The sequence below is a fragment of the Rhodococcus sp. NPDC058532 genome, assembly GCF_042719255.1.
GTDB lineage: Bacteria > Actinomycetota > Actinomycetes > Mycobacteriales > Mycobacteriaceae > Rhodococcus_G.
In genome coordinates this window covers 371,002-394,679 of record NZ_JBHXNU010000002.1, presented here as the reverse complement: position 1 = coordinate 394,679, position 23,678 = coordinate 371,002, and the positions used below count along the sequence as shown (strand labels likewise).

Sequence of the window (23,678 nt, the reverse complement as noted above, 5' to 3'; positions counted from 1 at the left end):
GATCATTCCTTCGCAAGAACGATCATCCCAGCGCAGAGGGCACCTGCCCTTCTATGACACGTTGTACCGCCGATCTCCATCGGTGGATTCAGGTCTGATCGACTGAACGCTTCCGTTCAGTCGGGACGGGGGCGGGGGGTGAGTAGTGCGCACGTACGCCGGGCACCGGAACGGCGTCCGGCGGTACCGTGCTGTGGTGGCCTCACCGCGGCTGGTCCACGACGAGTACGAGCGTGGGTGCGCGCTGCCCTCGACCCCGACGGCGGTGCGCTACCTGCCGCCGTCGGGGTTCCTCGCGTCCCGCGTGCCGACGCAGGCGCTGGCGGCGGGGTCGGTGGGGGTGCTCGCGTCCGCGGTGAATCGCCTGCTGGTGTCCCGGGGTCGGGAGCCGCGGGCGTGGCAGATCGATCCGGAGCGGGTCGCCGCGTCGTTCGGCGGCGACCGGATGCTGTCGATCGACGGTGCGCCGGTGTCCGCCTTCGCGCCGATGTCGGGGTTCTTCGCCGCCGGGGACGGCTGGGTGCGCACGCACGCGAACTATCCGCATCATCGGGCGCGCCTGTTGACCGCGCTGGACCTGCCTGCCGATGCCGACCCGGGTGTGCTGTCGACACGGATCGGGGAACTGCCTGCGCAGGACATCGAGGACCGGTGTGCCGACGCGGGCGCGATCGCCGTCCTGGTCCGCGACGAGACCGCCTGGGCGGGGCATCCGCAGGGCGTCGCGAGCGGTGACGGCCCGCTGGTGCGGACGCGGATGACGGACTCCCGGCATTCCGGTCCAACACCGTCGGTGGCCGACGCGGACCGCCCGCTCGCCGGTGTGCGGGTGGTGGACCTGACGCGGGTGCTGGCGGGGCCGGTGGCGGGCCGCGACCTCGCGTTGCTCGGCGCTCAGGTGCTGCGCGTCGACCCGCCGCACCTGCACGAGATCGACTGGCAGCACCGCGACACCGGCCAGGGCAAGCGGTCCACCCTGCTGGACCTGACCGTCGCCGACGATCTGAGCACGATGCGGTCCCTGCTCGTCTCGACGGACGTCCTGCTCACCGGGTATCGGCCGGGTGCCCTCGACCGCTTCGGGATCGCCGACTCGACGCCCGGCCTGGTGGTCGGTTCGGTCAGCGCGTGGGGTGAGCGCGGTCCGTGGGCGATGCGACGCGGGTTCGACAGCATCGTGCAGGCGGCCTCCGGGATCGCGTTGGTCGAGGGCGGCGGACGACCCGGTGCGCTGCCGGTGCAGGCGCTCGACCATGCCTCCGGTCATCTGCTCGCGGCGGGGGTGGTGGACGCGATCGCGCAGCGGATCGGGGACGGGTGCGGTCGGGTGGTGTCGGTGTCGCTGGCGCGCACGGCACGCTTACTGCTCGACCTGCCCGGGCGGGTCGCCGCCCCCGTCGCACCGAGGAGGCCTTCTCAGGCAACGGCGGTGACCCACGGCGGGATTCGCGCGGCGCGGCCTCCCCTGCCCGGGTACGCGCAGTACCCGTTCCCGGCCCACGACTGGGGTGCGGACCCGCCGCACTGGTGGTGAGGGACCCGCTCTGGTCGGTGGGCGCCCCCGTGCGCAGGCCGCCTCCGTGGGGCGGCGCACACTGTCGGGGTGAGCATCGTCCCCCTGCCTCCGACCGACCCCCTGCCCCCGACCGATCCTGTGCCCCTGATCGTCGACGTCGACACCGGGATCGACGACGCCCTCGCGCTGCTGTACCTGCTGTGCAGCCCGGATGCCGAGATCCTCACGGTGGCCAGCACCGGCGGCAACGTGCCGACCGCGCAGGTCGCCGCGAACAACCTGGCCTGGCTGGACCTGTGTGGCCGATCCGACATCGAGGTCACCCGGGGGTCGGCGGTCCCCCTGGTCGGCGACCTGCGCACCACGGAGGACACCCACGGGCCGCAGGGGCTCGGGTATGCGGTGCTGCCGACGTCGACCAGACCACTCGCCGAACGTGATTCGGCGACCGCGTGGGTCGAGGTGGCCCGCTCCCGGCCCGGGGAGGTGACGGGTCTGGTCACCGGGCCGCTGACGAATCTCGCTCTGGCACTGCGGATCGAGCCGGACCTGCCGCTGCTCCTGCGCCGGCTGGTGATCATGGGCGGGGCGTTCGACCATCCCGGGAACACCACCCCGACGTCCGAGTGGAATGTCGCCGTCGACCCCGAGGCGGCGAAGGTGGTGTTCGATGCCTTCTCCGTCGTGCCGGAGCATCGACGGCCGATCGTGTGCCCGCTCGGTGTCACCGAGACCATCGAGCTGCGCCCCGAGCACCTGCGTCGCCTCGCCGAATCCGCAGGCAGCACCCCGGTCGAGTCGATCACCGAGTCCGATCCGGCCGGAAGCCGTTCCCGCGCCTCCGATCCGGTGGTTCGCGCCCTGTCGGACGCGATCCGTTTCTACCTCGAGTTCCATCGGGACCACGGACACGGCTTCCTCGCCCACATGCACGACCCGCTCGCGGCGGCGGTGGCGCTCGATCCGGCGGTGGTGCGGACCCGGCCGGCCACGGTCGATGTCGAACTCGTCGGAACGCTCACTCGCGGGTCCACGGTCGCGGACTGGCACGGCATGTGGGGCCGCGCACCGAACGCCGATATCGCGGTGGCCACCGACCCCGACACCTTCCTCACCCATCTCGTCGACCGCATCGGCCGACGTCTGCGCGGACGGTCCCGCGCTACCGCCCCAAGGTGACCCGCGGTGGCCGCGGTGACGGCCTGCGCCGGACCGGCACTGCCAGCGGAACTCTCGCTGCGGTGTGCGATCATCTACCCGTTCCGCTCAGTCGACACCCGCTCGCGCCCGACGAGATCTGTCGCCGGACCGTCCGCCACCCGCGAGCCACAGAGAGAGGTGTCCGCATGAGCCACGCCCCACACCGCGCCCCGTCCGCCGACCACCGGACGCGCGGCCGCCGCCCGCGGGCCCGGTGACCGCATGGACACCACCGCTCTGAAGCAGAGCTGGCGCGAGGTCGCGAAGGTCGGCGACGAGGCAACCCAGTACTTCTACTCCCACCTGTTCCTCGCGCATCCCGAGGTCCGCGAGATGTTCCCGATCTCGATGACCGCGCAGCGGAGCCGATTCTTCACGGCGCTCGGACACATCGTGAGCAATGTCGACGACCTGGCCACCGACCCGACCTTCGTCGAGCAGCTCGGTCGTGACCATCGACGCTTCGACGTTGTCGCCGACCACTATCCGGCCGTCGCCCCGTCGCTGCTCGCCACCCTCCGACACTTCCTCGGCCCGGCGTGGACCGAGCAGCTCGAGGCGGACTGGACCGCGGCGTACGAGGCGATCGCCGGGATCATGATCGCCGCAGCCGCGGACGCCGAACGGGACTCCCCGCCGTTCTGGGAGGCGGAGGTCGTGGCGATCGACCGGCGCAGCATCGACGTCGCGGTGGTCGAGCTGCGCCCGGACCGGCCGTACCCGTACCTGCCCGGCCAGTCGATGGCCGTCGAAGTGCCCTCCCGCCCCAAGCTGTGGCGGTACTACTCCCCCGCCAACGCTCCCCGCGCGGACGGGTCCATCGAACTGCACGTGCAGATCGTTCCTGGTGGCCAGGTCTCGACCGCGCTGGCACGCGGGACCGCCCGCGGCGACATCATCCGGCTCGGTGCCCCGATCGGGGACCAGCTCACCCTGTCGCCGGACGACGGGAGCCTGCTCTTGGTCGCGGGCGGCACCGGGCTTGCGCCGCTCCGCGCGGTGCTCGACCACATCGACGAACGCTGGCGGGCGTCGGGTTCGGCGCCGGAGGTACACCTGTTCCACGGGGCGAGGGCGCCGTGGAACCTGTACGACCACCAGCATCTTCGGCAACTGGCGGCCCGGCCGTGGCTTCAGTACACACCGGTCGTCTCCGACGACCCCGGCTTCCCCGGTGTCCGCGGGCTCGTCGGCGATTTCGCCGCCCGGGCCCGACCCTGGCACGGTTTCACCGCGCTGGTGTGTGGGTCCGCGCCGATGGTCTCGCACACCCGGGCCGCGCTGCACTCCGCCGGGCTGCCGCCGGCGGCGGTCCGGTTCGAGGAGTTCGCCGATGCCGGGTTCGCGGACGGCGCCGCCGCGCCCTGGACCCAGCACGCCCACCCAACGCCGGACACCCGGCACACACCGGACACCACCCCGACACCTGGCGCGAGCCCGACACCCGACCCGACGTGGCCGACGGAGGCGACAGCATGGAGATAACGCCCGCGAACATCCGCCAGGTGGAGTTCAAGAGGGCCCAGATGGGTCGGCGCGGATACGACGCGGGATCCGTCCACGAGTACCTCGACCAGGTCGGTACCGAGCTGGCCCGGCTGCGCGCCGCCAACGAGCGGCTGATCCACGCCACGCCGGCCACCAGCGCGGACCTGGAGGCGTACGCGACGCGGATCGCCTACCTCGAGGATCAGCTGGCGCAGCGTGATCGGGCCCGGGCCGAGCCCCCCGAACTCCACCAGCTGCGCCGGGACCTCGCCGCGGCCACCGCGGAGCTGCACCGCCTTCGGGAGGAGTCGGAGAAGGATCTGCTCGGCATCAGTACCCGCGCGGTCAACCTGCTCAGCCAGGCTCAGCTGTCCGCCGACACCCTCGTCGCCGACGCCGAACGGTACGCCCGCGACCTGGTGATGACCGCGCGCGACCAGCACCGCGATCTGCTGCAGCGCGCCCAGCGCGCGGCCGAGCAGGCCGAGCAGGCCGAGGCGCCCGCTCGCCGCCCCGGCGATGCGGGTCCCGGCTACGCCCAGACCATCCCGGAGGTCGAGTACCTGCGCACCTACACGCAGATCGCGGCGACGCAGCTTCGGTCGGTGCTGACCGCGCTGTCCGGCGAGGTCGACAAGCTCGCGGACCTTCCGAATCTGGTTCCCGCGCTGCAGGCAACGCCCGAAGCACCGAACACACCCGAAACGCCGTACGCGCCCGAATCGCCGTACGCGCCCGAAACACCGCAGGCACCGGAAACGCAGCTCATCCCCGCGACCCGGCAGCCCGCGGACGGGTCGACACCCGACCAGACGGGAACGGAGCCGTCCGCGACCGAACCGACCGAGACCGAACCGACCGAGACCGAACCGACCGAAACCGGGCCGACCGAGACGGCGCTGTCCGAGACCGGTCGGCCCGCCGCAGGGAGCTCGTGACCCGGCGCCTCGGACGGCGCCGGGTGACGGGAGCGCGCGACGCTCGTCCGCCCCGCCGCCACCCGGTCGCCCGCGCGAGCGGCCTCGTCAGCGTCCTGCGTGGCCGTCGAAGGCCTCAAGGAGGCGGTGCGCGGCCAGCGCCGCGGTCAGCTCGCCGTCCCGCACCTGCTGCTCGACCGCACCGCGGATAGACCGGACCGCCGGGTCGGTGTCGAGGCGGCGCAGCAACTGGTCGTGCACCATCGACCACGTCCAGTTCACCTGCTGCTGATGGCGTTTGCGTTCGAGTTCGCCCGCGTCGCCGAGGACCTTGCGGTGCCGGAGCACCTCGTCCCAGAACTTGTCGACGCCGTTGTTCTCGAGCGCGCTCATCGTCAACACCGGCGGCCGCCACAGCGCGTCGTGCGGGTAGATCAGCCGCAGCGCGCCCGCGAGTTCGCGGGCCGCGACCCGCGCCTCGGCCTCGTGCTTGCCGTCGGCCTTGTTGACGGTGACGATGTCCGCGAGTTCGAGGACGCCCTTCTTGATGCCCTGCAGCTGGTCGCCGGTCCGGGCCAGGGTCAGGAAGGTGAAGGTGTCGACCATGTTCGCGACGGTCACCTCGGACTGCCCGACACCGACCGTCTCGACCAGGATCACGTCGTAGCCGGCCGCCTCGAGCAGCACCATCGTCTCCCGGGTCGCCTTCGCGACACCGCCGAGGGTGCCCGACGTCGGGGACGGCCGGATGAACGCGCTCGGCTCTACCGACAGGTTCTGCATCCGGGTCTTGTCACCGAGGATCGACCCGCCGGTCCGGGTGGACGACGGGTCGACCGCGAGCACCGCGACCTTGTGCCCCAACGAGATCAGGTGCATCCCGAGGGCCTCGATGGTGGTGGACTTGCCGACCCCGGGGACGCCGGTGATGCCGACCCGGATCGCGCCGCCCGCGTGCGGGAGCAGGCGCAGCAGCAGCTGCTGCGCCTGCTCCCGGTGGTCCCCGCGGGTGGACTCGACGAGGGTGATCGCCTTGGAGATCTCCGATCGCCGACCCGCGAGGACCGCGTCGCCGAGCGCGCCCAGGTCCAGCGGCGGACGGCTAACCGGCACTCTGATCGTGTCCCAGCAGCTCGGACAGCTTGCCGAGCAGGCCGACCGCCGCGTCCGCGAGGACGGTGCCGGGCGGGAAGATCGCGGCGGCACCGGCTGCGTACAGCTCGTCGAAGTCGCCCGGCGGGATGACGCCGCCAACGACGACCATGATGTCGGGGCGGCCGACCGCGGCGAGGGCCTCCCGCAGCGCCGGCACCAGGGTGAGGTGGCCTGCGGCGAGGGAGGACACGCCGACGATGTGCACGTCGGCGTCGGCCGCCTGCTGGGCGACCTCCTCGGGGGTCTGGAACAGCGGTCCCACGTCGACGTCGAAGCCGAGGTCCGCGAAGCCGGTGGAGATCACCTTCTGGCCGCGGTCGTGGCCGTCCTGTCCCATCTTCGCGACCAGGATGCGCGGGCGGCGACCCTCGGCCTCCGCGAACTTCTCGACGAGTTCGATTGCGCTGGAAATGTTCTCCGACTTTCCGGCCTCGTCCCGGTACACCCCGCTGATGGTCCGGATCTCGGCCTGGTGACGCCCGTACACCTTCTCCAGCGCGTCGGAGATCTCTCCGCCGGTGGCCTTGGCGCGGGCCGCGTTCACGGCAAGGGCGAGCAGGTTGTTCTCCATGCCGCCCTCGGTCGAGGCGGCGGCGCGGGTCAGCTCGGCGAGCGCGGCCTGGGTGGCGGCCTCGTCGCGCTCGGCGCGCAGCTGCTTGAGCTTGGCGAGCTGCTCGGCGCGCACCTTGGTGTTGTCGACCTTGAGCACCTCGATGCTGTCCGGCTCGGCGGGCACGTACTTGTTGACGCCGACCAGCGGCTGCCTGCCGGAGTCGATGCGGGCCTGGGTGCGGGCCGCGGCCTCCTCGATGCGCAGCTTCGGGATGCCCTCGCCGATGGCCTGCGCCATGCCGCCTGCCTCCTCGACCTCCGCGATGTGCGCGCGGGCCCGGTTGGCGAGCTCGTTGGTCAGCCACTCGACGTAGTGCGAGCCGCCCCACGGGTCGATCGGGCGGACCGTGTTCGACTCCTGCTGGATCAGCAGCTGGGTGTTGCGCGCGATGCGGGCGGAGAAGTCCGTCGGCAGCGCGATCGCCTCGTCGAGCGCGTTGGTGTGCAGCGACTGGGTGTGGCCCTGGGTCGCGGCCATCGCCTCGACGCAGGTGCGCGCGACGTTGTTGAACACGTCCTGCGCGGTCAGCGACCAGCCGGAGGTCTGCGAGTGGGTGCGCAGCGACAGCGACTTCGCGTTCTTCGGCTCGAACTTCTCGACAAGCTCCGCCCACAGCAGGCGCCCGGCCCGCAGCTTGGCGACCTCCATGAAGAAGTTCATGCCGATCGCCCAGAAGAAGGACAGTCGGGGCGCGAACTTGTCGATGTCCATGCCGGCGTCGAGTCCGGCGCGGATGTACTCGATGCCGTCCGCGAGGGTGTACGCCAACTCCAGGTCGGCGGTCGCACCGGCTTCCTGAATGTGGTAGCCGGAGATGGAGATCGAGTTGAACTTCGGCATCTTCGCGCTGGTGTAGGCGAAGATGTCGGAGATGATCCGCATCGACGGCTTCGGCGGGTAGATGTAGGTGTTGCGGACCATGAACTCCTTCAGAATGTCGTTCTGAATGGTTCCGGCCAGCTGCTCGGGCGCGACGCCCTGCTCCTCGGCGGCGACGACGTACAGCGCCAGGATCGGCAGCACCGCGCCGTTCATGGTCATCGACACCGACACCTGCGACAGGTCGATACCGTCGAACAGCTGACGCATGTCGAGGATCGAGTCGATCGCGACACCGGCCATGCCGACGTCACCCTGCACGCGCGGATGGTCGGAGTCGTAGCCGCGGTGCGTGGCGAGGTCGAACGCCACCGACAGGCCCTTCTGACCGGACGCGAGGTTGCGGCGGTAGAAGGCGTTGGACTCGGCGGCGGTCGAGAAGCCCGCGTACTGGCGGATCGTCCACGGCTGGTTGACGTACATCGTCGGGTAGGGGCCGCGCAGGAACGGTGCGGCACCCGGGAAGCTGTCGAGCGGGTAGCCCGACGCCTCGGCGGCGTCCCGGTCAGCCTTCGTGTAGACCGGCTTGACGTCGATGCCCTCGGGCGTCGACCAGATCACCTGGTCGGCGTCGTAGTTGTTCGCCTTGGCCGCGTCCTCGATGTGCGCCGCCGTCTCGGTCTCGGTCGGCGCCGCGGGCGCCGGGAAGTCCGGGTCGGTCAGCGGCACGTCGGCGAAGCTGCCGATCTCGTGCTTGATGCTCATTTCGCTCCCAGGGTGTCGAGCAGACCGGTCAGGGCCGACACTGCGTCAATACGAGCGGTCAGGAAGCCGTCCGGCCGGTCCGCGCCCTGCGCGTCGGCGAACGTCTTCTCCGGTCCGGCCAGCAGGACGGTCTCGATGCCCGCGGCGCGCAGCGCATCGACCGCGGGCACGCCGTCGGTGCCGTACCGCTTGTCGGTGCCGCACAGCACCGCGATGGTGGTCTCGGACTCGGCGACGACCCCGGCGACGGTGGCCAGGTCGAGGGTGCCCGGGTTGACCGCCTCGATGCCGCCGGACGCCAGCAGGTTCGCGGCGAACGTGGTGCGGCCGTTGTGTTCCGCGACCGGGCCGAGCGCCGCGAGCAGCACCTTCGGCCGGTGCCCGCGATCGGCGAGGAACCGGTCGGACCGGTCCCGCAGCGCCTCGAACGCGGCGCCGTAGCGGGCGACGCCCTCGAGCGGGGCGGGGCCGTCGGCGAGCGGGGCCTCGGCGAGGTTCGGGAACTCGTTGACGCCGGTGACCGCGGTGCTGCGGTGCGCGATGTCGGACTCCCGCTTGGTGCGGGTGGCGGCGACCCGGTCGGCGATCACGCCGGACTCGAGCGCGGCGGCGTAGCCGCCCGCGGCCTCGATCTGCTGCACGAACTCCCACGCCTTGGCCGCGACCTGCGCGGTCAGGTCCTCGACGTACCAGGAGCCCGCGCCCGGATCGAGCACCCGGCCGAGGTTCGACTCCTCGAGCAGCAGCAGCTGGGTGTTGCGGGCGATGCGGGCCGCGAACGACTTGGAGGTGTCGACGCTGCCCTCGGGGAGCGCGGCGTCGAACGGCAGCACGGTCACCGCGTCCGCCCCGCCGACACCGGCGCCGAACGCGGCGAGGGTGGTGCGGAGCATGTTCACCCACGGGTCGCGCTGCGCCATCATCGCCGCGGAGGTGACGGCGTGCTGCGGCGCACCACCGAACTCGGCGGCACCGCACACCTGCGCGACGCGCGCCCAGAGGGCGCGGCCGGCCCGGAACTTGGCGATGGTCTGGAACTGGTCGTCGGTCGCGGCGAGCCGGAACTCGATCTGCCCCAACGCCTTCGAGATGGTGATTCCCGAGTGTGTCAGTGCGCGCAGGTACTCCAGCCCGGCGGCGACGGCCGCACCGAGCTCCTCGGCATCGGAGGCGCCCGCATTGTGGAAGGCGGTGCCGTCGACGGTGAGCGCCCGGACGGTCTCCGCGCGCTGCGCGGCGGCGGCGGCCAGCGCGATAGCGGCATCGACGGAGACACCGGCCGCGCCGGAGAATCCGTCGGTGAGCGGGGCGGCGCCGAGGCCGACCGTGATCGCGGCGCGGTCGGCGACACCGTCCCCGGCGGCGGCGCGCTCGTCGATCAGCGCGTACAGGCGCTGCGCAACGTCGGCCACATCGGCGCCGGCGTCGAGGGTCAGCGGCGCGAGGTCGAGCAGCACGCCGTCGAGCGCCGTTCCGAGGGCGTCGGCGGACAGCCCGTCACCGCCGACGCTCAGCCAGATCGCGCTGACCCCGTTCTCGAGTCCGTCGAGGATGGCCTCGTTGACCCTCTTCGCGTCACGCTCACCGGCACCGAACGCGGCACTGACCTGCCAGCCGCTGTTGACGTCGCGGTGCGCGTCGCGCCCGCGGACGAACGGGAACACGCCGGGCAGCGGCGCCTCGGCGGTCTCCTCGCGGCGGGTGTAGAGCGGCGTGACAGTGACACCGTCGTAGGTGGTGGTGTCGAGGAGGTGTTCCGGATCGGCAGGCAGCTCGGACACGTCGACCCGGCGGGCCTTCGCGAGCACCGCGGCCACCGCTTGCTGCCACGCCGCGTAGTCGCGGGCGGCCTCCTCGGTCTGTGAAGCGTGTGACACTGGAGCTTGGGACACGGTGTCGGCTTCCTCTCGGTATTCGGGCATGGTCATTCTCGCTGTGATGCTAGCCCGGCGGGTTCGGGGCCTGTCCGCTGGATCACCTACCGTTCGGTAACCTCGCGGGCATGAGCATTGCGACCGATCTTCGCGAAACCCCCCAGTCGTTGTTCGGGGTCGGACGCCCGGTCCGCGACGGCGCCACCGCCCGGATGGCGATGGCCGTCACCGGGTCCGCAGGGGGCACCGCGATGCTCGGCGTGCTGATCGACGACCTGCTCGGGGTCGCGTTCTACGACCGACGCGGCGACCACGACGGGATCGTCGGCGCGGAACTGTCCATCTCGTACGCCCGGCCGACCGGCTGGCGGGGGCCGGTCCTGACCGCCGAGGCCCACATCGAATCGATCGACGACGACGGCGGGCTCGGCGTGCTGCAGGTGCTCGACGCCGACGGCACCCAGCTCGCGTCCGCGACGATGTGGGGCACCTTCGTCGACGGCGTCAGTCAGAACCGGACCCTGCACGGTGCCCCGGATCCGGCCCCGACCCCGCCCGCCGCGGCGGCGGCACCACTCGACATCCTGGGCGGCACCATCGAGCGCACCGAGACCGGCGCACTGCTCACCGTGACCGGCAGCCCGGCCCTCGCGAACACGATGGGGAAGATGCACGGCGGAATCCACGCGTGCGGGCACGACCTGGTCGCGGCCGCCGCCGCGCCGGGCATGCGGACCGCGGCGCTGCGGGCGAACTACTTCCGGCCCGGATCCCTCGACGGCGAGATCGTGTTCGAGGCGTTCCCCGTGCAGGTGGGCAGGCGGATCGCGGTGATCCGCACCGAGGCCCGCGACGCCACCGGGCAGGTGTGCTCGGCCGCGACCATCACCCTGCGCAGGGAGGCCGCTGCCGCGGCCGAGCGCCCCGCACCCGAGTGCTGAGGTCGGCCGGGCGACTACTGCGCACCCCGCGCGCGGTGGTCCTGATCGCCGTGCTTGCCGTGCTTGCCGCGGTCGCCCTGTTCGTTCCGCATCCGTCGATCGACCAGATGCGCGGGTGGTCCGATTCGCTCGGCCCGGCCTTCCCCCTCGCGTTCGTCGCGGTGCACGCGATCGTGACGGTGGCCCCGGTCCCCCGCACCGTGTTCACCCTCGCTGCGGGGGTGCTGTTCGGCGCGGCCACCGGGATCGCGATCGCGATCGCGGCGACGACGATCAGCGCGGCGATCGCGCTGGTCCTCGTCCGGGTGCTGGGCCGGGACATCGTGGCCCGGCACCTGACCCACCCCGCCGTGCAGAAGATCGACGACCGACTGGCCAGGCGCGGCTGGCTCGCCGTCGGCTCGCTGCGGCTGATCGCCCCGGTCCCGTTCTCGGTGACCAACTACTGCGCGGCGCTGTCCTCGATCCGGTTCGTGCCGTACCTCCTTGCGACGATCGTCGGCATCATTCCCGGCACGATCGGGGTGGTGATGCTCGGCGATGCGATCGGCGGGGACACCTCCCCCACCCTGCTCGCGGTGTCCGTCCTGTGCCTCGGCGTCGGCGTCGTCGGGCTGGTGATCGATGCCCGACTCGGCGTCCCGGCAGGCCCCGAGCGGACCCTCGACCAGCTGCGCGAGTCACGCCGCGAGGCGTAATTTGCTCCGGCCCCGGCCATGGCCTTGATCTAATCCGGTCGAGGGCCACCAGGTCGACGGGCGGCGAGACAGCGTGCGCCTATCGATCCTCCGGCTCCGGCGCAGGGAGCAGGCCCTCGGCGGGCTCGGCTCCGACCGCGCGCCGCGCGGCGGGGCCGTCGATCTCGTAGTCGGGCGCCAGCGACGTCTCGACCGGCTTGTTCGCGACGGCCTCCGCGGCCGCCACCGCCCGCGCCACCGCGGGATCGGTCTTGGCCTCGAACCAGTCCGCGACCTCCGCGGAGTCGTCGACCGGGGCGACGGGCTCGTCGGCGCTCGGCTCGTACCGGAACACGCCGTCCTCGCCGGGCGCGCCGAGGGTCTTCGCGAATCCCTTGAGGGCGTCCCCGAAGTCACTCGGCACCAGCCACACCTTGTTCGCGTCACCCTGGGCCATCTGCGGCAGCGTCTGAAGGTACTGGTAGGCAAGCAGTTCCGGCGTCGGCTTGCCCGACTTGATGGCCGCGAACACCTTCTCGATCGCCTTCGCCTGCCCCTGCGCCTGCAGGTACTTCGCGGCCCGCTCACCCTGGGCGCGCAGGATCCGGGACTGCCGCTCACCCTCGGCGTCGAGGATGGCGGCCTGCTTCGCGCCCTCGGCGGCGAGGATCTGGCTCTGCTTGGCACCCTCGGCGGTCTTGATCGCGGACTCGCGGCTGCCCTCGGCGGTGAGGATCATCGCGCGCTTCTCCCGGTCCGCCTTCATCTGCTTCTCCATCGACTCCTGGATCGAGGGCGGCGGGTCGATGCTCTTGAGTTCGACGCGGGCCACCCGCAGGCCCCAGCGTCCGGTGGCCTCGTCCAGCACCCCGCGCAGCTGCCCGTTGATCGAGTCGCGCGAGGTCAGCGTCTCCTCCAGGGTCATGCCGCCGACCACGTTGCGCAGCGTGGTGGTGGTCAACTGCTCAACGCCGACGATGTAGTTGTTGATCTCGTATACCGCCGCCTGCGGGTTGGTCACCTGGAAGTAGACGACGGTGTCGATGTTCAGCGTCAGGTTGTCCTGCGTGATCACCGGCTGCGGCGGGAACGAGACGACCCGTTCCCGCAGGTCCACCTTCGCGCGGATCCGGTCGACGAACGGCACCAGCAGGGTCAGCTGGCCGGACACGGTGCGCTGATACCGGCCCAGACGTTCGATCACGGCGGCCTCGGCCTGCGGCACCAGGGCCACCGATTTCGCCACCACGATCACCACGAGCACGACGATCACCGCCAGCACGATCAGTGCGGCCATCCTTCACTCCCCTCCCGACACCTGCCCGGCGCCGGTCCTGTTCGGTCAACGTCCGCGGGGTTACGCTCCCCGCCACACGACGGCGGTCGCGCCGTCGATCTCCATCACGGTCACGGTCGTGCCCGGCGGATAGGTCTCGGTCGGGTCGAGGGGGCGCGCCGTCCACACCTCGCCAGCGAGCTTGACCTGGCCGCGGTACTCGGACACCTCATCGAGGACCAGCGCGGTCCGGCCGGTGAGGGCGGCGACGTTCGTCTCCACCGCAGGGGGACCGCTGAACCGGCGCTTGAGCGCGGGCCGGACCCCGACGATGAGCGCGAGGGACACCAGGGCGAACACGAGCGCGTCCACCCATACGGGGAGGTCGGTCGCCGCGCTGACACCCGCCGCGGCGAGCGCCCCGCCCGCCAACATCAGCAGGAAGAAGTCGCCCGTCGCCGCTTCCGCCGCCGCGAGCACCACCCCCGCCACCAGCCAGATCACTCCCGCCACGCCACCACTCTAGCCACACCGGCACCAGTGCACGGGCGCCGCCAGCGCCGTGGCCGACCGGATGCCCGGTCAGTCGACAGTCACGAAATCGACGAGCCGCTCCACCGCCCCGATCAACGGGGCCTCGAGATCCCGGAAACTCGACACCGCGCCGTACACCCGGCGCCATCCGTCCTGCGGTGTGCCCCAACCGAGTTCACGGCACACCCCGGTCTTCCAGTCCTCGCCGCGCGGGATCGTCGGCCACCCGGTGATGCCGACGGCCTTGGGGCGCACCGCCTCCCAGACGTCGATGTACGGGTGCCCGGTGACCATCACGTGCGGGCCGAGGCCGCGGGTCAGCGCGGTCTCCTTCGACCCCTCGACCAGGTGGTCGGCGAGGACCCCGACCTTGCGTCCGGGGCCAGGCCCGAACTCGGCGAGCCTCGCGGGCAGGTTGTCGAGGCCCTCAAGCTGTTCGACGACGACACCCTCGACCCGCAGGTCGTGCCCCCACACCCGTTCCACGATCGCGGCGTCGTGCACGCCCTCAACCCAAATTCGACTCGGCAACGCGGTGCGCGCCCTGAGCCCCTCGACGCGGGTGGAACCGGACGCGGACCGGGCCCCGGCCTGCTTCGTCGCCGCCGTCGTCGTCGCGGTCGGGCGGACCAGGGTCACCGGCTGGCCATCGACGAGGAACGCGGCCTCCCGCATCGCGAACAGCCGGGTCTGTTTGCGGGCGTCCTCGAGCCGGACGTAGTCGCCGTCGTAGGTCTTCTCCATCCCCACCACCGCACCGCACCAGCCGGTGGCGGCGTCCTCGACGACCAGACCGCGGTCGGCGGGCAGCCTCGGGTAGTCGCGGGCCCGCCGCCGGGTGTGCCCGTCGAAGATGTTCCCGCCGTACATGTCGCGTCCACTCACGCCGGACCACGCTAGTGCCATCGACGCCGCGGCCGCCCTAAGCTTGATTGTCGTGTCCTGCCCCAGCATCACCCTCACCCTGTGGTCCGCCTCGTGGCTGGCCGGCGCGAGCGCGCCCGACGACGTCATCGACGCCGTCGCTGCGTGGGCGCCCATGCACCTGATCGCGGCTGCCGACGCCGAGGTCGCCCTGCGCTGGGACCTGCCGTGGCCCGGCCCCACCGATGCGGGCCCGGTGGCACTGCTACGGGCGATGCGCGCGGTGACCGCGGCCGACCGGGGGGCCGCGCCGACGCTGGTGCTGCCCGCGCCGGGGGACGTGCGGGGCCTGCCCGCGCAGACCGCGTTCGCCGCAGCGGCGGTCGACGCGGGGCAGGGGGTGATGGTCGGATCCCCCGGCACATCGGGGCTCGGCATCGTGCCCCGGGTGGAAGGACCGGATGTACTGCGGTGGACGGTGTTCCCGATCCCCGAACTGCCACGGGCCGGGGAACACATCGGGCTCGGCGAGGCCGAGCACACCCTGAGGGAGGCGGTCCGGGAGGCGGCGGAGGCGTTGTCGTCGATGCACGGCGGGTTCGTGGGTACCCAGGCAGATCCCCGCGCCCGGATCGCCGACGCGCTCGCCGACCTGACCCGCCACACCACCCCCGACGGCACCCCGGCCCGGGTGCTGCGCATCCTCGACACCGCCGATCAGGTCGCGGCCATCCTGACGGTGGCCGGCGAGTCGTCCGGTCGGGCGCAGACCGCGACCGGCGCCGCGGCCCGTGACGACACGCTGCGGCCGCTGTGGTCGGCCGTCCGCACCGCGCGGATGGCGGCGGTGACGGCCTGCGTGCGCGCCGAACAGCCGCGCAGCTGACCCTGCGTGCCGGGTCCGGGCGTCGCGGGGCGGGACAGGATCCGGGACCGCAGCAGTCCGCTCAGCCCTCGACCGCGGCCGCGATCCGATCGAGGGTGCCGGTCATCGTCTCGCGGTTCCTGGCGACGCGATCGTCGACGCCCGACACCCGCACGGCGTACGCGCGGGCCTGCTCGGTCCGCAGGTCCTCCGTCCACTCCGTCACCCGGCAACCGCCCGCGGTGGGTTCGATGCGATAACCCCAGGTCGCGTAGTGCACGCCGTGCATCGAGCAGTCGAACACGAAGCTGCGGCCCTGGTCCGCCTCGACCACCGTGCCCTGCGTGATCCACTCGTGGTCACCGTTGCGGTTGTGGCCGTCGAAGACCGCCCCGACCGCGGGGCCGTCGACGCCGTCGTGCCACCGGCAGGAGTGGCACTCCCGCGACCATTCCCCCATCCGGGTGACATCCGAGATCGCCGCGTACACGTCCGCCGGTGACGCCGCGATCTCCCGCGACACTTCGAGCCTCTCGCCCACAGCACACCACTCCTCGACATTGGTCGACGACCCCGTCCGGGTCGTCCGACCCCTCCGATCATGAATACCAGTGCACGGCCGCCGTTCCCACTCGACCGGCGCCGAGATCAGACGGGCGACCAGGCGCCCTCGTCGGAGCGCCGCCACTCGGTCGGGTCGCCGTCGACGGTGAGGCGGTCGTCGCGGAGCCAGAAGGTGGCGTCGGGATCCCACCCGGCGAGCAGCGTCGCCCCGGGCCGGTCGGTGAGCGGGATCGCGATCCCCGGCGTCGTCAGGTACCCGAGCAGCGTCAGGTGCACGGCGTCGTAGTGGTCGGCGACCGCGGCCCAGTCGGGGATGTGCCAGTCGTGGACCTCGCCGGTGGTGTACCGCCACTCGCAGCGCCGCGAGGCGGGCACCGCCAGCGGGTGGGCGTCCACGAGGCGCGCCCACGCATCCGGGCCGGTGATCTCGTACACCCGCGGCGTGCCGTCGACCCGGACCGGCCACACCCGGGCCTTCTTGTAGCCCAGCGAATCCTCCTCGAGCAGCAGTTCAAGCGCGCCGAGTCCGTCGCAGGCACGACTGGTGTCGTGCACCCCGACGCCGCCAGCGACCGGGGTGGACCACCATTCGCCGCCGAGTTCACTGCCGGGGTGGGTCCGGTGGTACTCGACGAAGCGCGCCTCGGTCTCCAGTGCCGTCGCTCGCCACACCGCGAGGCCGTCACGGCGACGCCCGAACTCGGGTCGGCCCGACCATCCGTGGCCCTGGTAGCAGGGCGCCACCTCACGCTGGGCGCCGAGGTCGACCGGGTCGCCCCACCAGCGGGTGTGCGGCGAGGCGAGCACCGCCTCCGCGATCGGTCGCAGCACCTCGACCGCCTGAGCGCGGGCGTACAACACGTCCTCGTCCTCCGGAGGCTGCCAGTACCAAGCCATGTCGACCGCTTGACGTCCTCCCCGGCCTGAAGGCCGGGGATTCCTACCAGCACCCGCGTGGGCGCTCTCGGTGGGTTCCTGTTTCACAGAGAATCGCTTTCCGCTAGACGGAAAGACTGACAGTCTCTCCGCAGGCGTTTCGCCTCTCCGCCCGACCGGCGGCAAGGATGTTTCGTGCAGCATTCAGATCGCGGTCGTGGACCGTGCCGCACGGGCACGACCACGATCGGATCGACAGCGGTTTCGGTCCGTCGACCCGCCCGCACACCGAGCAGGTCTGGGACGACGGGAACCACCGGTCGACCTTCACGACCGTCCGCCCGTATCGGGCGGCTTTGTCCTCCACCATGCGGAGAAACATGCCCCAGGCGGCGTCGTGGACCGACTTTGCGAGGCGGGTGCGGGCCAGGCCCTTCACGCACAAGTCCTCGACGTAGACCGCTTGGTTCTCGCGGATCAGTGCCGTGGACTGCTTGTGCATGAAGTCGCGTCGGGCGTCGGCCATCTTCACGTGAGCCTTGGCGACCCGCAGGCGCGCCTTGGCCCGATTCTTCGATCCTTTGTCCTTGCGGGACAAGGATTGTTGTGCCTTCTTCAACCGTCGCTCGGCGCGGCGGAAGAACTTCGGGGACGTGATGGTCTTGCCGTTCGACAGGACCGCGAACGTGGTCAGGCCCAGATCAAATGCCCACTTCGGACTCGATCGACGGCAACGGTTCGGCGTCCATCTCAACAACGAACGATGCGAAGTACCGGCCCGCACCGTCTTTGACGATCGTCACCGACGACGGTTCCGCCGGCAGGTCGCGGGACCAACGCACCGGCACGTCGCCGATCTTCGGGAGTCGCAGTTTCCCACCCGTGGTCACCGTGAAGCGGGCGTTGCGGGTGAACCTGATCGACTGCCAATTGTCGCGGCGGGACCGGAACCGGGGTGCCCCCAGGTTCGTGCCTTTGCGTTTCCCGGAGAGGGAGGCGAAGAAGTTGCGGTACGCGGCGAAAGCGTCGGCGAGGGCCTGCTGCAACACGACCGACGATACTTCGGTGAGCCATTCCCGCTCGGGCGTTTTCTTCACCGCGGTCAACGCTTTCGACAGCTCCGCATCTTTCGGGTACGACAGACCGGTCCGTCGTGCATGTTCGCGGGCGGCGATCGCGTCGTTGAACACCACTCGGGCGCATCCGAATGCCCGCGCCAGCGCCGCCTGTTGCCCCGATGTGGGGTTGAGGCGGTACCGGTATCGGAGCTGCACCCCAACAGTCTACCATTGGTTTATGGCAGAGCGCGACGACATTCGCACTGGTAGACACTGCATTTTCCTCCTTCACGCCCATTTGGTGTTCGTGACCAAATACCGGCATCGAGTGTTCACCGACCAGCACCTGCAACGGATGGAGGCGATCATGCGAGACGTGTGCACCGACTTCGAGGTCGAACTGGTCGAGTTCAACGGCGAAAGCAACCATGTCCACCTGCTCGTGAACTTCCCGCCGAAGGTCGCGGTGTCGAAACTGGTGAACAGCCTCAAAGGTGTGTCGTCGCGGCGGCTGCGGCAGGAGTTCCCCGACCTGGTGCAGCACTACTGGCGGGCGCAACGGCTGTGGTCGGGTTCGTACTTCGCCGGCTCGGTCGGCGGTGCCCCGCTCTCGGTGCTGCGGCAGTACATCGAGCAGCAGGACCGTCCGGTCTAGGGCACGCTCGGCCCTTGGTGGGCCTCCCGCGTGTGCTTTCACCTCCGCCGTGAACGACGGAGCACTAGCGCACATTCCGGTAGCGCTATCTCGCCGCCGTCATGTACGCCGCCCGGGATTCGAGATCGGCGAGGTCGTCGGGCAGGTCGGGCACCCGCACCCCGTAGTCGTCGGCCAGCTCGCGCACCGTGACACCGCGCACCGTCCAGCCGTGGTCGGTCAACCGGCTGACGGGGTCGGTCCGGGTGTCGTCGTAGAAGAGGGCGGCGACGTCCAGGTCGCCGAACGGATTCCGGTCCCGGAAGTACTTGTCCTGCAACGCAAGCAACCGCTTGATGTCGGCGCCGCCCCCGATCCCGTCGACGGCGATCCGACTGCCGGTCGCCGAGAGGGCGTCGATCCGCTCGAACAGCGCGTCGTGGGCCGCACCGGGCAGATACGGCAGCAGCCCCTCCGCCGACCAGGCCGTCGGCAGGCTCGGCTCGAAACCCGCGGCGCGCAGCGCGGCAGGCCAGTCGTCGCGCAGGTCGACGGCGACCGGCCGCCGGTCCGCGTTGGCGCGGGCGCCGCGCGCGGTCAGCACCGCCGCCTTGAAGTCGAGGACGCTCGCCCGGTCCACCTCGTACACGGTCGCACCTGCGGGCCAGTGCAGGCGGTAGGCCCGCGCGTCGAGCCCGGCAGCGACGATCACCGCCTGCGTGACACCCGCCGCGGCCGCCGCCGCAAAGTGGTCGTCGAAGAACCTCGTCCGGAGCCCCATGAACCCCGGGAAAAAGAACGGGACCTCCTCGAGCGGGGACGGATCGGCGAGCAGTCCGATGAAGTGCGCGTCCCCGGACGCCTCGACGAACCACCGCGCGAACTCGTCGACAATCAGCGGTTCCGGCCGCTCCGACTCCAGCGCGCGGAAGGTCGCCACCCCCAGCGCCGTCCGGCCAACGCTGTGGACGATGTCCCACGTGTCCCCGTCGGTTCGCACGATCGACACCTCGCCATCGAGGTCGCTCCGTTCGGCCGTACGATCGCCCGGCCGCTCGACCCTGCCGATCCTACGCCCGACACCGCTCGGCGTTCCGCCCGCGCGTCCCCGCGTCGGCGCGCTAGGCTGCCAGCGATCCACCCACCCGGTCGAACACCACGCCCGCACAGGAGGATTCCGCGCAATGAGCCGCTCCCGCTTCCGGCCCGATCGGCTGGCCGTCGTCCTGGTCGCCGCCGCCCTTCCGGTGGCACTCACCACCGTTCCGGCGGCCGCCGAGCCAGCGACGCCGGTGACCATCGTCGTCGACGCCGACCGGCCAGGCCGCACCATCCCCGCCGACTTCCTCGGGTTGTCGTTCGAGGCGAACCTGATGCACGAGCCGTGGATTGCGCCCGGCGCCGGGAACGTGGCTGCGCTGATCGCGAATCTGGGCCGGGCAGGCAACCTGCGGTTCAGCGCGAACCAGGTCGACAACACCGCGTGGACCCCGGACCCCGCGTCGCCGCTGCCTGCGTGGGCCAACGGACAGCGGGTGACCCCGGACGACCTGACGCGGGTCGGTGAGCTGGCGCGCAACACCGGCTGGAGCGTCGACCTCGGCGTGAACCTCGCGCACTTCGACCCGGCCGCCGCCGCCGACCAGGTCCGCGCCGCGCGGGACCGGATCGGCGCTGCCCTTCGGTCGGTGCAGATCGGCAACGAACCCAACTTCTACCTGCTGACGCCGCTGACCGGCGGCGGCGACCGAACGCCGTATCTGCCGGGAAGCTACGCGGACGACGCCCACACCTACCGGGAGGCGATCGCGGCGGCCGCACCCGGGGTCGCCGTCGAGGGGCCGGACACCGCGGCGGGCGGGACCGGGAGCACGCTCGCCGAGGCCGCGATGAGGGCCACCCTGGTCGACCCGTGGCTGGACTCCTACATCGACCGGTTCGGCGCCGAGAGCCGGTCCCTCAACCAGCATTACTACCCGTTCGTCAACACCGAACGGCTGGGGCTCTCGGACGGCAGCTCCGCGCTGGTCGGCGGTCAGCCGACCGTCGACGCGCTGATGTCGCGGGACACCTCGAACCGGCAGACCGCGTTCATCCGCGACCTGGTCGCCACCGCCGAGCGGGCGGGTCTGCAGCCGCGGCTGTCGGAAACCAACTCCGTCGCCAAGGAGGGGTTGCCCGGGGTCACGAACAGTTTCGGCGGCGCACTCTGGACGGTGGACTATCTGATGACCGCCGCGCGGGAGGGTGTCACCGGGGTCAACCTGCACCTGCAACCGAACGACTGCGAGAGCTACCCGGTCTTCTGCTTCCCGGACGACGCCGCCCGCAGATCGGGCCTGGCGCGCCCGAACCCCAACTACTACGGTGCCCTCGCCGTCGCGGAGCTGGTCGGCGGCCGGATCCTGCCCACCACGGTGGATTCCGGTGACCGGCACGTGTCGGCGCTGGCGGTCCGCCTGCCCGACGGCACGATTCGGGTCCTGGTCGACAACCTCGACCGCGACGCCGATGTCGCCCTCACCGTGGCGATCAACGGCGGGCCGGGCGAGGGCGCGTCCGGGCCCGCGCACGTCCAGCGGCTGACCGGCGGGGCACCGGAGGCCATCGACGGGACCACGTTCGCCGGCGCCGAGGTGGCGGCCGACGGCACCTTCACCCCGGCCGGCTCCGAGTCGGTCCCGGTGGGCGTGGGCGGGTATCGCCTCGACGCCGGGGCGGCCAGCGCGGTCGTGCTGACCGCCCCGGCATGAGGGTTAGGCGGGGAAGGTGTAGATGCGGCAGCCGCGCATGTTGGCGGCGCCGACGACGCTCGCCGCCCGGTCGTGGTCGCCCTGCGCCTCCAGGTTGTTTCCCAGCTGTGCCTGGTCGTCGCAGTAGCCGACGAGGTGGTCGTCGTCCGGCGGGTTTGACACGTACCGGTCGCCCGCACCCGAGTCCGCCGCGCCGACCGCGGCGGCGGGGCCTGCGAGAATCATCGCGGCGGCGGCAACGCCGATCGTGAGCAGGCGTCGCAGCGGATGTGTGTACGGCATGGGAACCCCTCCTGCCGATGCCGAGGGAGGTGGTGAGAGTCCCATCCTCCCCCGATCACCGGTCACGCACCAGGGGTGCGTGACCGCCCGGTCACCTGGCCGGACGGCGTACCGGGGCGCAGCAGTCGACGGCGCACAGCGCACCGTTGGTTCCGACGCCGTACAGCGGTTCGGTGCCGAGCCTGCGGGCCGGCGCCTCCGCGGTCCGCTCGGCGACGAGCTCGGCAACCAGCGCCGCGAACCGCGGGTCGGTACCGGGCGTGCCCGCCCGCACGTACCCGAGCCCCAGGTCGGCGGCCCGATCCCTGGCCTCGGTGTCCAGGTCCCAGATCACCTCGAGGTGGTCCGAGACGAACCCGACCGGGCAGACGATTACCGCGGTCGCGCCGGCCGCGGCGACGGCGTCCAGGTGATCGCAGATGTCGGGGTCGAGCCACGGCACCTGCGGCGGCCCGGAGCGGGACTGCCACACCAGGTCGTGCTCGGGCGCACCGACCGCCGCCGCGCACAGCCGGGCGGCCTCCGCGACCTGGCGGCTGTAGAGCCTGCCGCCGTCGCGGGGCGGACCCGCGCTGGAATCCGCCGCGACCGGCACCGAGTGCGCGGTGAACACCAGACGCGCGCCTGCCCGCTGCTCCGCGGGCAGCTCCTGCCGTGCCGCGCTGATCGCGTCCGCGAACGCGGCCACGATCAGCGGATGGTCGTAGTACTGGCGCAGCTTCGTCAGCTCCGGCGCCCCGTCGACGGCAGCTCGGGCGCGGGTGATGTCCTCGTGGTACTGCCTGCACCCCGAGTAGCCGCCCCACGCCGAGGTCGGGAAGACCAGCGCCGACCGGATCCCGTCGTCCCGCATCCGTGCGACGGTGTCCTCCACCATCGGATGCCAGTTCCGGTTCCCGAAGTACACCGGCAGTCCGGTTCCCGCCGAGCCGAATTGGGCCTCGACGGCGGCGATGATGTCCCGGTTGAGGGCGTTGATCGGGGACACCCCGCCGAAGTGCAGGTAGTGCTCGACCACCTCGTCGAGGCGCTCCGGCGGCACCCCCCTGCCGCGGGTGACGTTCTCGAGGAACGGCCGGACGTCGGCGGGCTTCTCGGGTCCGCCGAAGGACAGCAGCAGGAGGGCGTCGTACACCGGCTCAGCCCATGAAGTTCTCGGGGAACCAGGTGTTGTGGCTGGCCCCGCCGTCGACGTAGATGATCGAGCCGGTGGTGGCGGGCAGGAAGTCCGAGAGCACCGCGCAGACGCTGGTGCCGACCACACCCGGATCGTTGACGTCCCAGCCGATCGGCGATGCGCCGTCCCAGTACTCGTTCAGCATGGTCAGCTTCTTGGCGTCGTCGGTCGCCGTCCCCGAGATCGCCTTGGCCGCGAGGGTCTTGATCGGTCCCGCAGCAACCAGGTTCGAGCGGATCTTCTTGGCGTAGCCCACTTCCCGCGCCACGTACCGGTTCACCGACTCAAGCGCCGCCTTGGCGACACCCATCCAGTTGTAGTCCGGCATCGCGGTGCGCGGGTCGAAGTCCATGCCGACGATCGAGCCGCGCTCGTTCATGACCGGCAGCACGGCGCGGGCGAGGGACGCGTAGCTCCACGCGGAGATCTCGAAGGCCTTCGCGACGTCGGGCCCGGGACCCTCGAGGAACGGCAGCGCGTCCGGACCCATCAGGGTCTTGGGCGCGAACGCGATCGAGTGGACCACACCGTCGAGCCCCTGGGGGGCCAGCTCCCGAACCTTGTCGGCGAGCGCGGCGAGGCTCTCCTCGTCGGTCACGTCCAGCGGAATGGCCGCGGGCACCGACTCCGGGAGCCGTTGCGCGATCCGGTCGATCAGCCGCAGCCGTTCGGGGATGCCGGTGATGATCACGGTGGCACCCTGCTGCTGCGCGACCTTCGCGGTGTGGAACGCGATCGATGCGTCGGTGATGATGCCGGTGACGAGAATGGTCTTGCCGTCGAGCAATCCGCCCATGGTTGTGCTCCTAGAGGAAGTACGAAAGTCGGTG

General features: G+C 71.5%; 23 protein-coding genes. 9 read left to right on the top strand and 14 right to left on the bottom strand.

Translation table 11 applies throughout. From position 1 onward, the window contains the following. Window positions 1-196 precede the first annotated feature (196 nt). The 4 genes from ACFWQG_RS04555 to ACFWQG_RS04540 all read left to right on the top strand — a co-directional run bounded on the left by ACFWQG_RS04555 (window position 197) and on the right by ACFWQG_RS04540 (window position 5,142). On the top strand, window positions 197-1,534 hold the full coding sequence (locus tag ACFWQG_RS04555; protein WP_378506391.1) for a CoA transferase: 1,338 nt from the start codon (window positions 197-199) through the stop codon (window positions 1,532-1,534). Window positions 1,535-1,603: 69 nt separating this feature from the next. Continuing rightward, entirely contained in the window at window positions 1,604-2,695 is a 1,092-nt protein-coding gene (locus ACFWQG_RS04550; RefSeq protein ID WP_378506390.1) for a nucleoside hydrolase, read from the top strand. A gap of 243 nt (window positions 2,696-2,938) precedes the next feature. Continuing rightward, window positions 2,939-4,201 carry a globin domain-containing protein gene (locus tag ACFWQG_RS04545; RefSeq protein WP_378506389.1) on the top strand — a complete coding sequence of 421 codons (1,263 nt, stop codon included), beginning with the start codon at window positions 2,939-2,941 and terminating at the stop codon, window positions 4,199-4,201. Then, window positions 4,192-5,142, top strand: coding sequence for a DivIVA domain-containing protein (locus ACFWQG_RS04540; protein WP_378506388.1), 951 nt, complete (start codon window positions 4,192-4,194; stop codon window positions 5,140-5,142). Before ACFWQG_RS04545 ends, ACFWQG_RS04540 begins: the two co-directional genes overlap by 10 nt. Before the next feature lie 87 nt (window positions 5,143-5,229). Here ACFWQG_RS04540 and meaB read toward each other — a convergent pair whose 3' ends face one another. Genes meaB through ACFWQG_RS04525 form a run of 3 tightly spaced genes read right to left on the bottom strand, consistent with a single transcriptional unit; the run spans window position 5,230 to window position 10,350 of the window. Continuing rightward, window positions 5,230-6,213 carry a methylmalonyl Co-A mutase-associated GTPase MeaB gene (meaB, locus tag ACFWQG_RS04535; protein WP_378506408.1) on the bottom strand — a complete coding sequence of 328 codons (984 nt, stop codon included), beginning with the start codon at window positions 6,211-6,213 and terminating at the stop codon, window positions 5,230-5,232. A 10-nt stretch (window positions 6,214-6,223) separates the two neighbouring features. Continuing rightward, complete coding sequence (gene scpA / locus ACFWQG_RS04530) at window positions 6,224-8,473, bottom strand: methylmalonyl-CoA mutase (RefSeq protein ID WP_378506387.1); 2,250 nt, start codon at window positions 8,471-8,473, stop codon at window positions 6,224-6,226. Beyond that, on the bottom strand, window positions 8,470-10,350 hold the full coding sequence (locus ACFWQG_RS04525) for a methylmalonyl-CoA mutase family protein (RefSeq protein ID WP_378506386.1): 1,881 nt from the start codon (window positions 10,348-10,350) through the stop codon (window positions 8,470-8,472). Before ACFWQG_RS04525 ends, scpA begins: the two co-directional genes overlap by 4 nt. Window positions 10,351-10,475: 125 nt before the next feature. Between ACFWQG_RS04525 and ACFWQG_RS04520 the strand changes: the two genes are divergently transcribed. Both ACFWQG_RS04520 and ACFWQG_RS04515 read left to right on the top strand, forming a co-directional pair. After that, window positions 10,476-11,288 carry a hotdog domain-containing protein gene (locus ACFWQG_RS04520; protein WP_378506385.1) on the top strand — a complete coding sequence of 271 codons (813 nt, stop codon included), beginning with the start codon at window positions 10,476-10,478 and terminating at the stop codon, window positions 11,286-11,288. 35 nt (window positions 11,289-11,323) lie between these two features. Continuing rightward, the gene (locus ACFWQG_RS04515; RefSeq protein WP_378506384.1) at window positions 11,324-11,986 is read left to right on the top strand and encodes a TVP38/TMEM64 family protein; all 663 of its coding nucleotides are present in this window, start codon (window positions 11,324-11,326) and stop codon (window positions 11,984-11,986) included. A gap of 79 nt (window positions 11,987-12,065) precedes the next feature. Here ACFWQG_RS04515 and ACFWQG_RS04510 read toward each other — a convergent pair whose 3' ends face one another. From ACFWQG_RS04510 to ACFWQG_RS04500, 3 genes are all read right to left on the bottom strand, one after another. Next, window positions 12,066-13,262: an SPFH domain-containing protein gene (locus ACFWQG_RS04510; RefSeq protein WP_378506383.1), complete on the bottom strand. Its 1,197-nt coding sequence runs from the start codon at window positions 13,260-13,262 to the stop codon at window positions 12,066-12,068. A 60-nt stretch (window positions 13,263-13,322) separates the two neighbouring features. Next, window positions 13,323-13,754, bottom strand: coding sequence for an NfeD family protein (locus ACFWQG_RS04505; protein ID WP_378506382.1), 432 nt, complete (start codon window positions 13,752-13,754; stop codon window positions 13,323-13,325). A 69-nt stretch (window positions 13,755-13,823) separates the two neighbouring features. Then, window positions 13,824-14,660 carry a DUF3097 domain-containing protein gene (locus tag ACFWQG_RS04500; RefSeq protein WP_378506381.1) on the bottom strand — a complete coding sequence of 279 codons (837 nt, stop codon included), beginning with the start codon at window positions 14,658-14,660 and terminating at the stop codon, window positions 13,824-13,826. Between the two features lie 52 nt (window positions 14,661-14,712). Here ACFWQG_RS04500 and ACFWQG_RS04495 point away from each other — a divergent pair, with 52 nt between their 5' ends. After that, entirely contained in the window at window positions 14,713-15,525 is an 813-nt protein-coding gene (locus ACFWQG_RS04495) for a hypothetical protein (protein ID WP_378506380.1), read from the top strand. A 61-nt stretch (window positions 15,526-15,586) separates the two neighbouring features. Here ACFWQG_RS04495 and ACFWQG_RS04490 read toward each other — a convergent pair whose 3' ends face one another. The 4 genes from ACFWQG_RS04490 to ACFWQG_RS04475 form a co-directional block, all read right to left on the bottom strand. Beyond that, window positions 15,587-16,045 carry an SRPBCC family protein gene (locus ACFWQG_RS04490; protein ID WP_378506379.1) on the bottom strand — a complete coding sequence of 153 codons (459 nt, stop codon included), beginning with the start codon at window positions 16,043-16,045 and terminating at the stop codon, window positions 15,587-15,589. A 107-nt stretch (window positions 16,046-16,152) separates the two neighbouring features. Continuing rightward, entirely contained in the window at window positions 16,153-16,965 is an 813-nt protein-coding gene (locus ACFWQG_RS04485; protein WP_378506378.1) for a hypothetical protein, read from the bottom strand. Window positions 16,966-17,068: 103 nt separating this feature from the next. After that, window positions 17,069-17,698: an RNA-guided endonuclease InsQ/TnpB family protein gene (locus tag ACFWQG_RS04480; protein ID WP_378506377.1), complete on the bottom strand. Its 630-nt coding sequence runs from the start codon at window positions 17,696-17,698 to the stop codon at window positions 17,069-17,071. Next, a complete protein-coding gene (locus ACFWQG_RS04475; RefSeq protein WP_378506376.1) occupies window positions 17,646-18,218 on the bottom strand; it encodes an RNA-guided endonuclease InsQ/TnpB family protein in 573 nt (190 codons plus the stop codon). Before ACFWQG_RS04475 ends, ACFWQG_RS04480 begins: the two co-directional genes overlap by 53 nt. Before the next feature lie 22 nt (window positions 18,219-18,240). Between ACFWQG_RS04475 and tnpA the strand changes: the two genes are divergently transcribed. Next, window positions 18,241-18,657 carry an IS200/IS605 family transposase gene (gene tnpA / locus ACFWQG_RS04470; RefSeq protein WP_378506375.1) on the top strand — a complete coding sequence of 139 codons (417 nt, stop codon included), beginning with the start codon at window positions 18,241-18,243 and terminating at the stop codon, window positions 18,655-18,657. 85 nt (window positions 18,658-18,742) lie between these two features. Here the strand turns inward: tnpA and ACFWQG_RS04465 are convergent, their stop codons facing one another. Then, a complete protein-coding gene (locus ACFWQG_RS04465) occupies window positions 18,743-19,636 on the bottom strand; it encodes an SAM-dependent methyltransferase (protein WP_378506374.1) in 894 nt (297 codons plus the stop codon). A 184-nt stretch (window positions 19,637-19,820) separates the two neighbouring features. Here ACFWQG_RS04465 and ACFWQG_RS04460 point away from each other — a divergent pair, with 184 nt between their 5' ends. Then, entirely contained in the window at window positions 19,821-21,389 is a 1,569-nt protein-coding gene (locus ACFWQG_RS04460; RefSeq protein ID WP_378506373.1) for a glycosyl hydrolase family 79 C-terminal domain-containing protein, read from the top strand. Between the two features lie 3 nt (window positions 21,390-21,392). On the opposite strand, the gene ACFWQG_RS04455 is transcribed toward ACFWQG_RS04460, so the two are convergent. The 3 genes from ACFWQG_RS04455 to inhA form a co-directional block, all read right to left on the bottom strand. Next, window positions 21,393-21,671 (bottom strand): hypothetical protein, encoded by a 279-nt coding sequence (locus ACFWQG_RS04455; RefSeq protein ID WP_378506372.1) that lies wholly within the window; start codon window positions 21,669-21,671, stop codon window positions 21,393-21,395. A gap of 91 nt (window positions 21,672-21,762) precedes the next feature. Then, window positions 21,763-22,806 carry a ferrochelatase gene (locus ACFWQG_RS04450; RefSeq protein WP_378506371.1) on the bottom strand — a complete coding sequence of 348 codons (1,044 nt, stop codon included), beginning with the start codon at window positions 22,804-22,806 and terminating at the stop codon, window positions 21,763-21,765. A 4-nt stretch (window positions 22,807-22,810) separates the two neighbouring features. Continuing rightward, window positions 22,811-23,644, bottom strand: a complete 834-nt coding sequence (gene inhA / locus ACFWQG_RS04445; RefSeq protein WP_378506370.1) for an NADH-dependent enoyl-ACP reductase InhA — start codon at window positions 23,642-23,644, stop codon at window positions 22,811-22,813. Between the last annotated feature and the right edge of the window lie 34 nt (window positions 23,645-23,678).

Bases quoted from the DNA above. Each gene is read 5' to 3' on its own strand.
- ACFWQG_RS04545 (WP_378506389.1), top strand. From the start codon at position 2,939: ATGGACACCACCGCTCTGAAGCAGAGCTGGCGCGAGGTCGCGAAGGTC.
- ACFWQG_RS04540 (WP_378506388.1), top strand. From the start codon at position 4,192: ATGGAGATAACGCCCGCGAACATCCGCCAGGTGGAGTTCAAGAGGGCC.
- scpA (WP_378506387.1), bottom strand. From the start codon at position 8,473: ATGAGCATCAAGCACGAGATCGGCAGCTTCGCCGACGTGCCGCTGACC.
- ACFWQG_RS04520 (WP_378506385.1), top strand. From the start codon at position 10,476: ATGAGCATTGCGACCGATCTTCGCGAAACCCCCCAGTCGTTGTTCGGG.
- ACFWQG_RS04510 (WP_378506383.1), bottom strand. From the start codon at position 13,262: ATGGCCGCACTGATCGTGCTGGCGGTGATCGTCGTGCTCGTGGTGATC.
- ACFWQG_RS04485 (WP_378506378.1), bottom strand. From the start codon at position 16,965: ATGGCTTGGTACTGGCAGCCTCCGGAGGACGAGGACGTGTTGTACGCC.
- tnpA (WP_378506375.1), top strand. From the start codon at position 18,241: ATGGCAGAGCGCGACGACATTCGCACTGGTAGACACTGCATTTTCCTC.
- ACFWQG_RS04460 (WP_378506373.1), top strand. From the start codon at position 19,821: ATGAGCCGCTCCCGCTTCCGGCCCGATCGGCTGGCCGTCGTCCTGGTC.
- ACFWQG_RS04455 (WP_378506372.1), bottom strand. From the start codon at position 21,671: ATGCCGTACACACATCCGCTGCGACGCCTGCTCACGATCGGCGTTGCC.
- inhA (WP_378506370.1), bottom strand. From the start codon at position 23,644: ATGGGCGGATTGCTCGACGGCAAGACCATTCTCGTCACCGGCATCATC.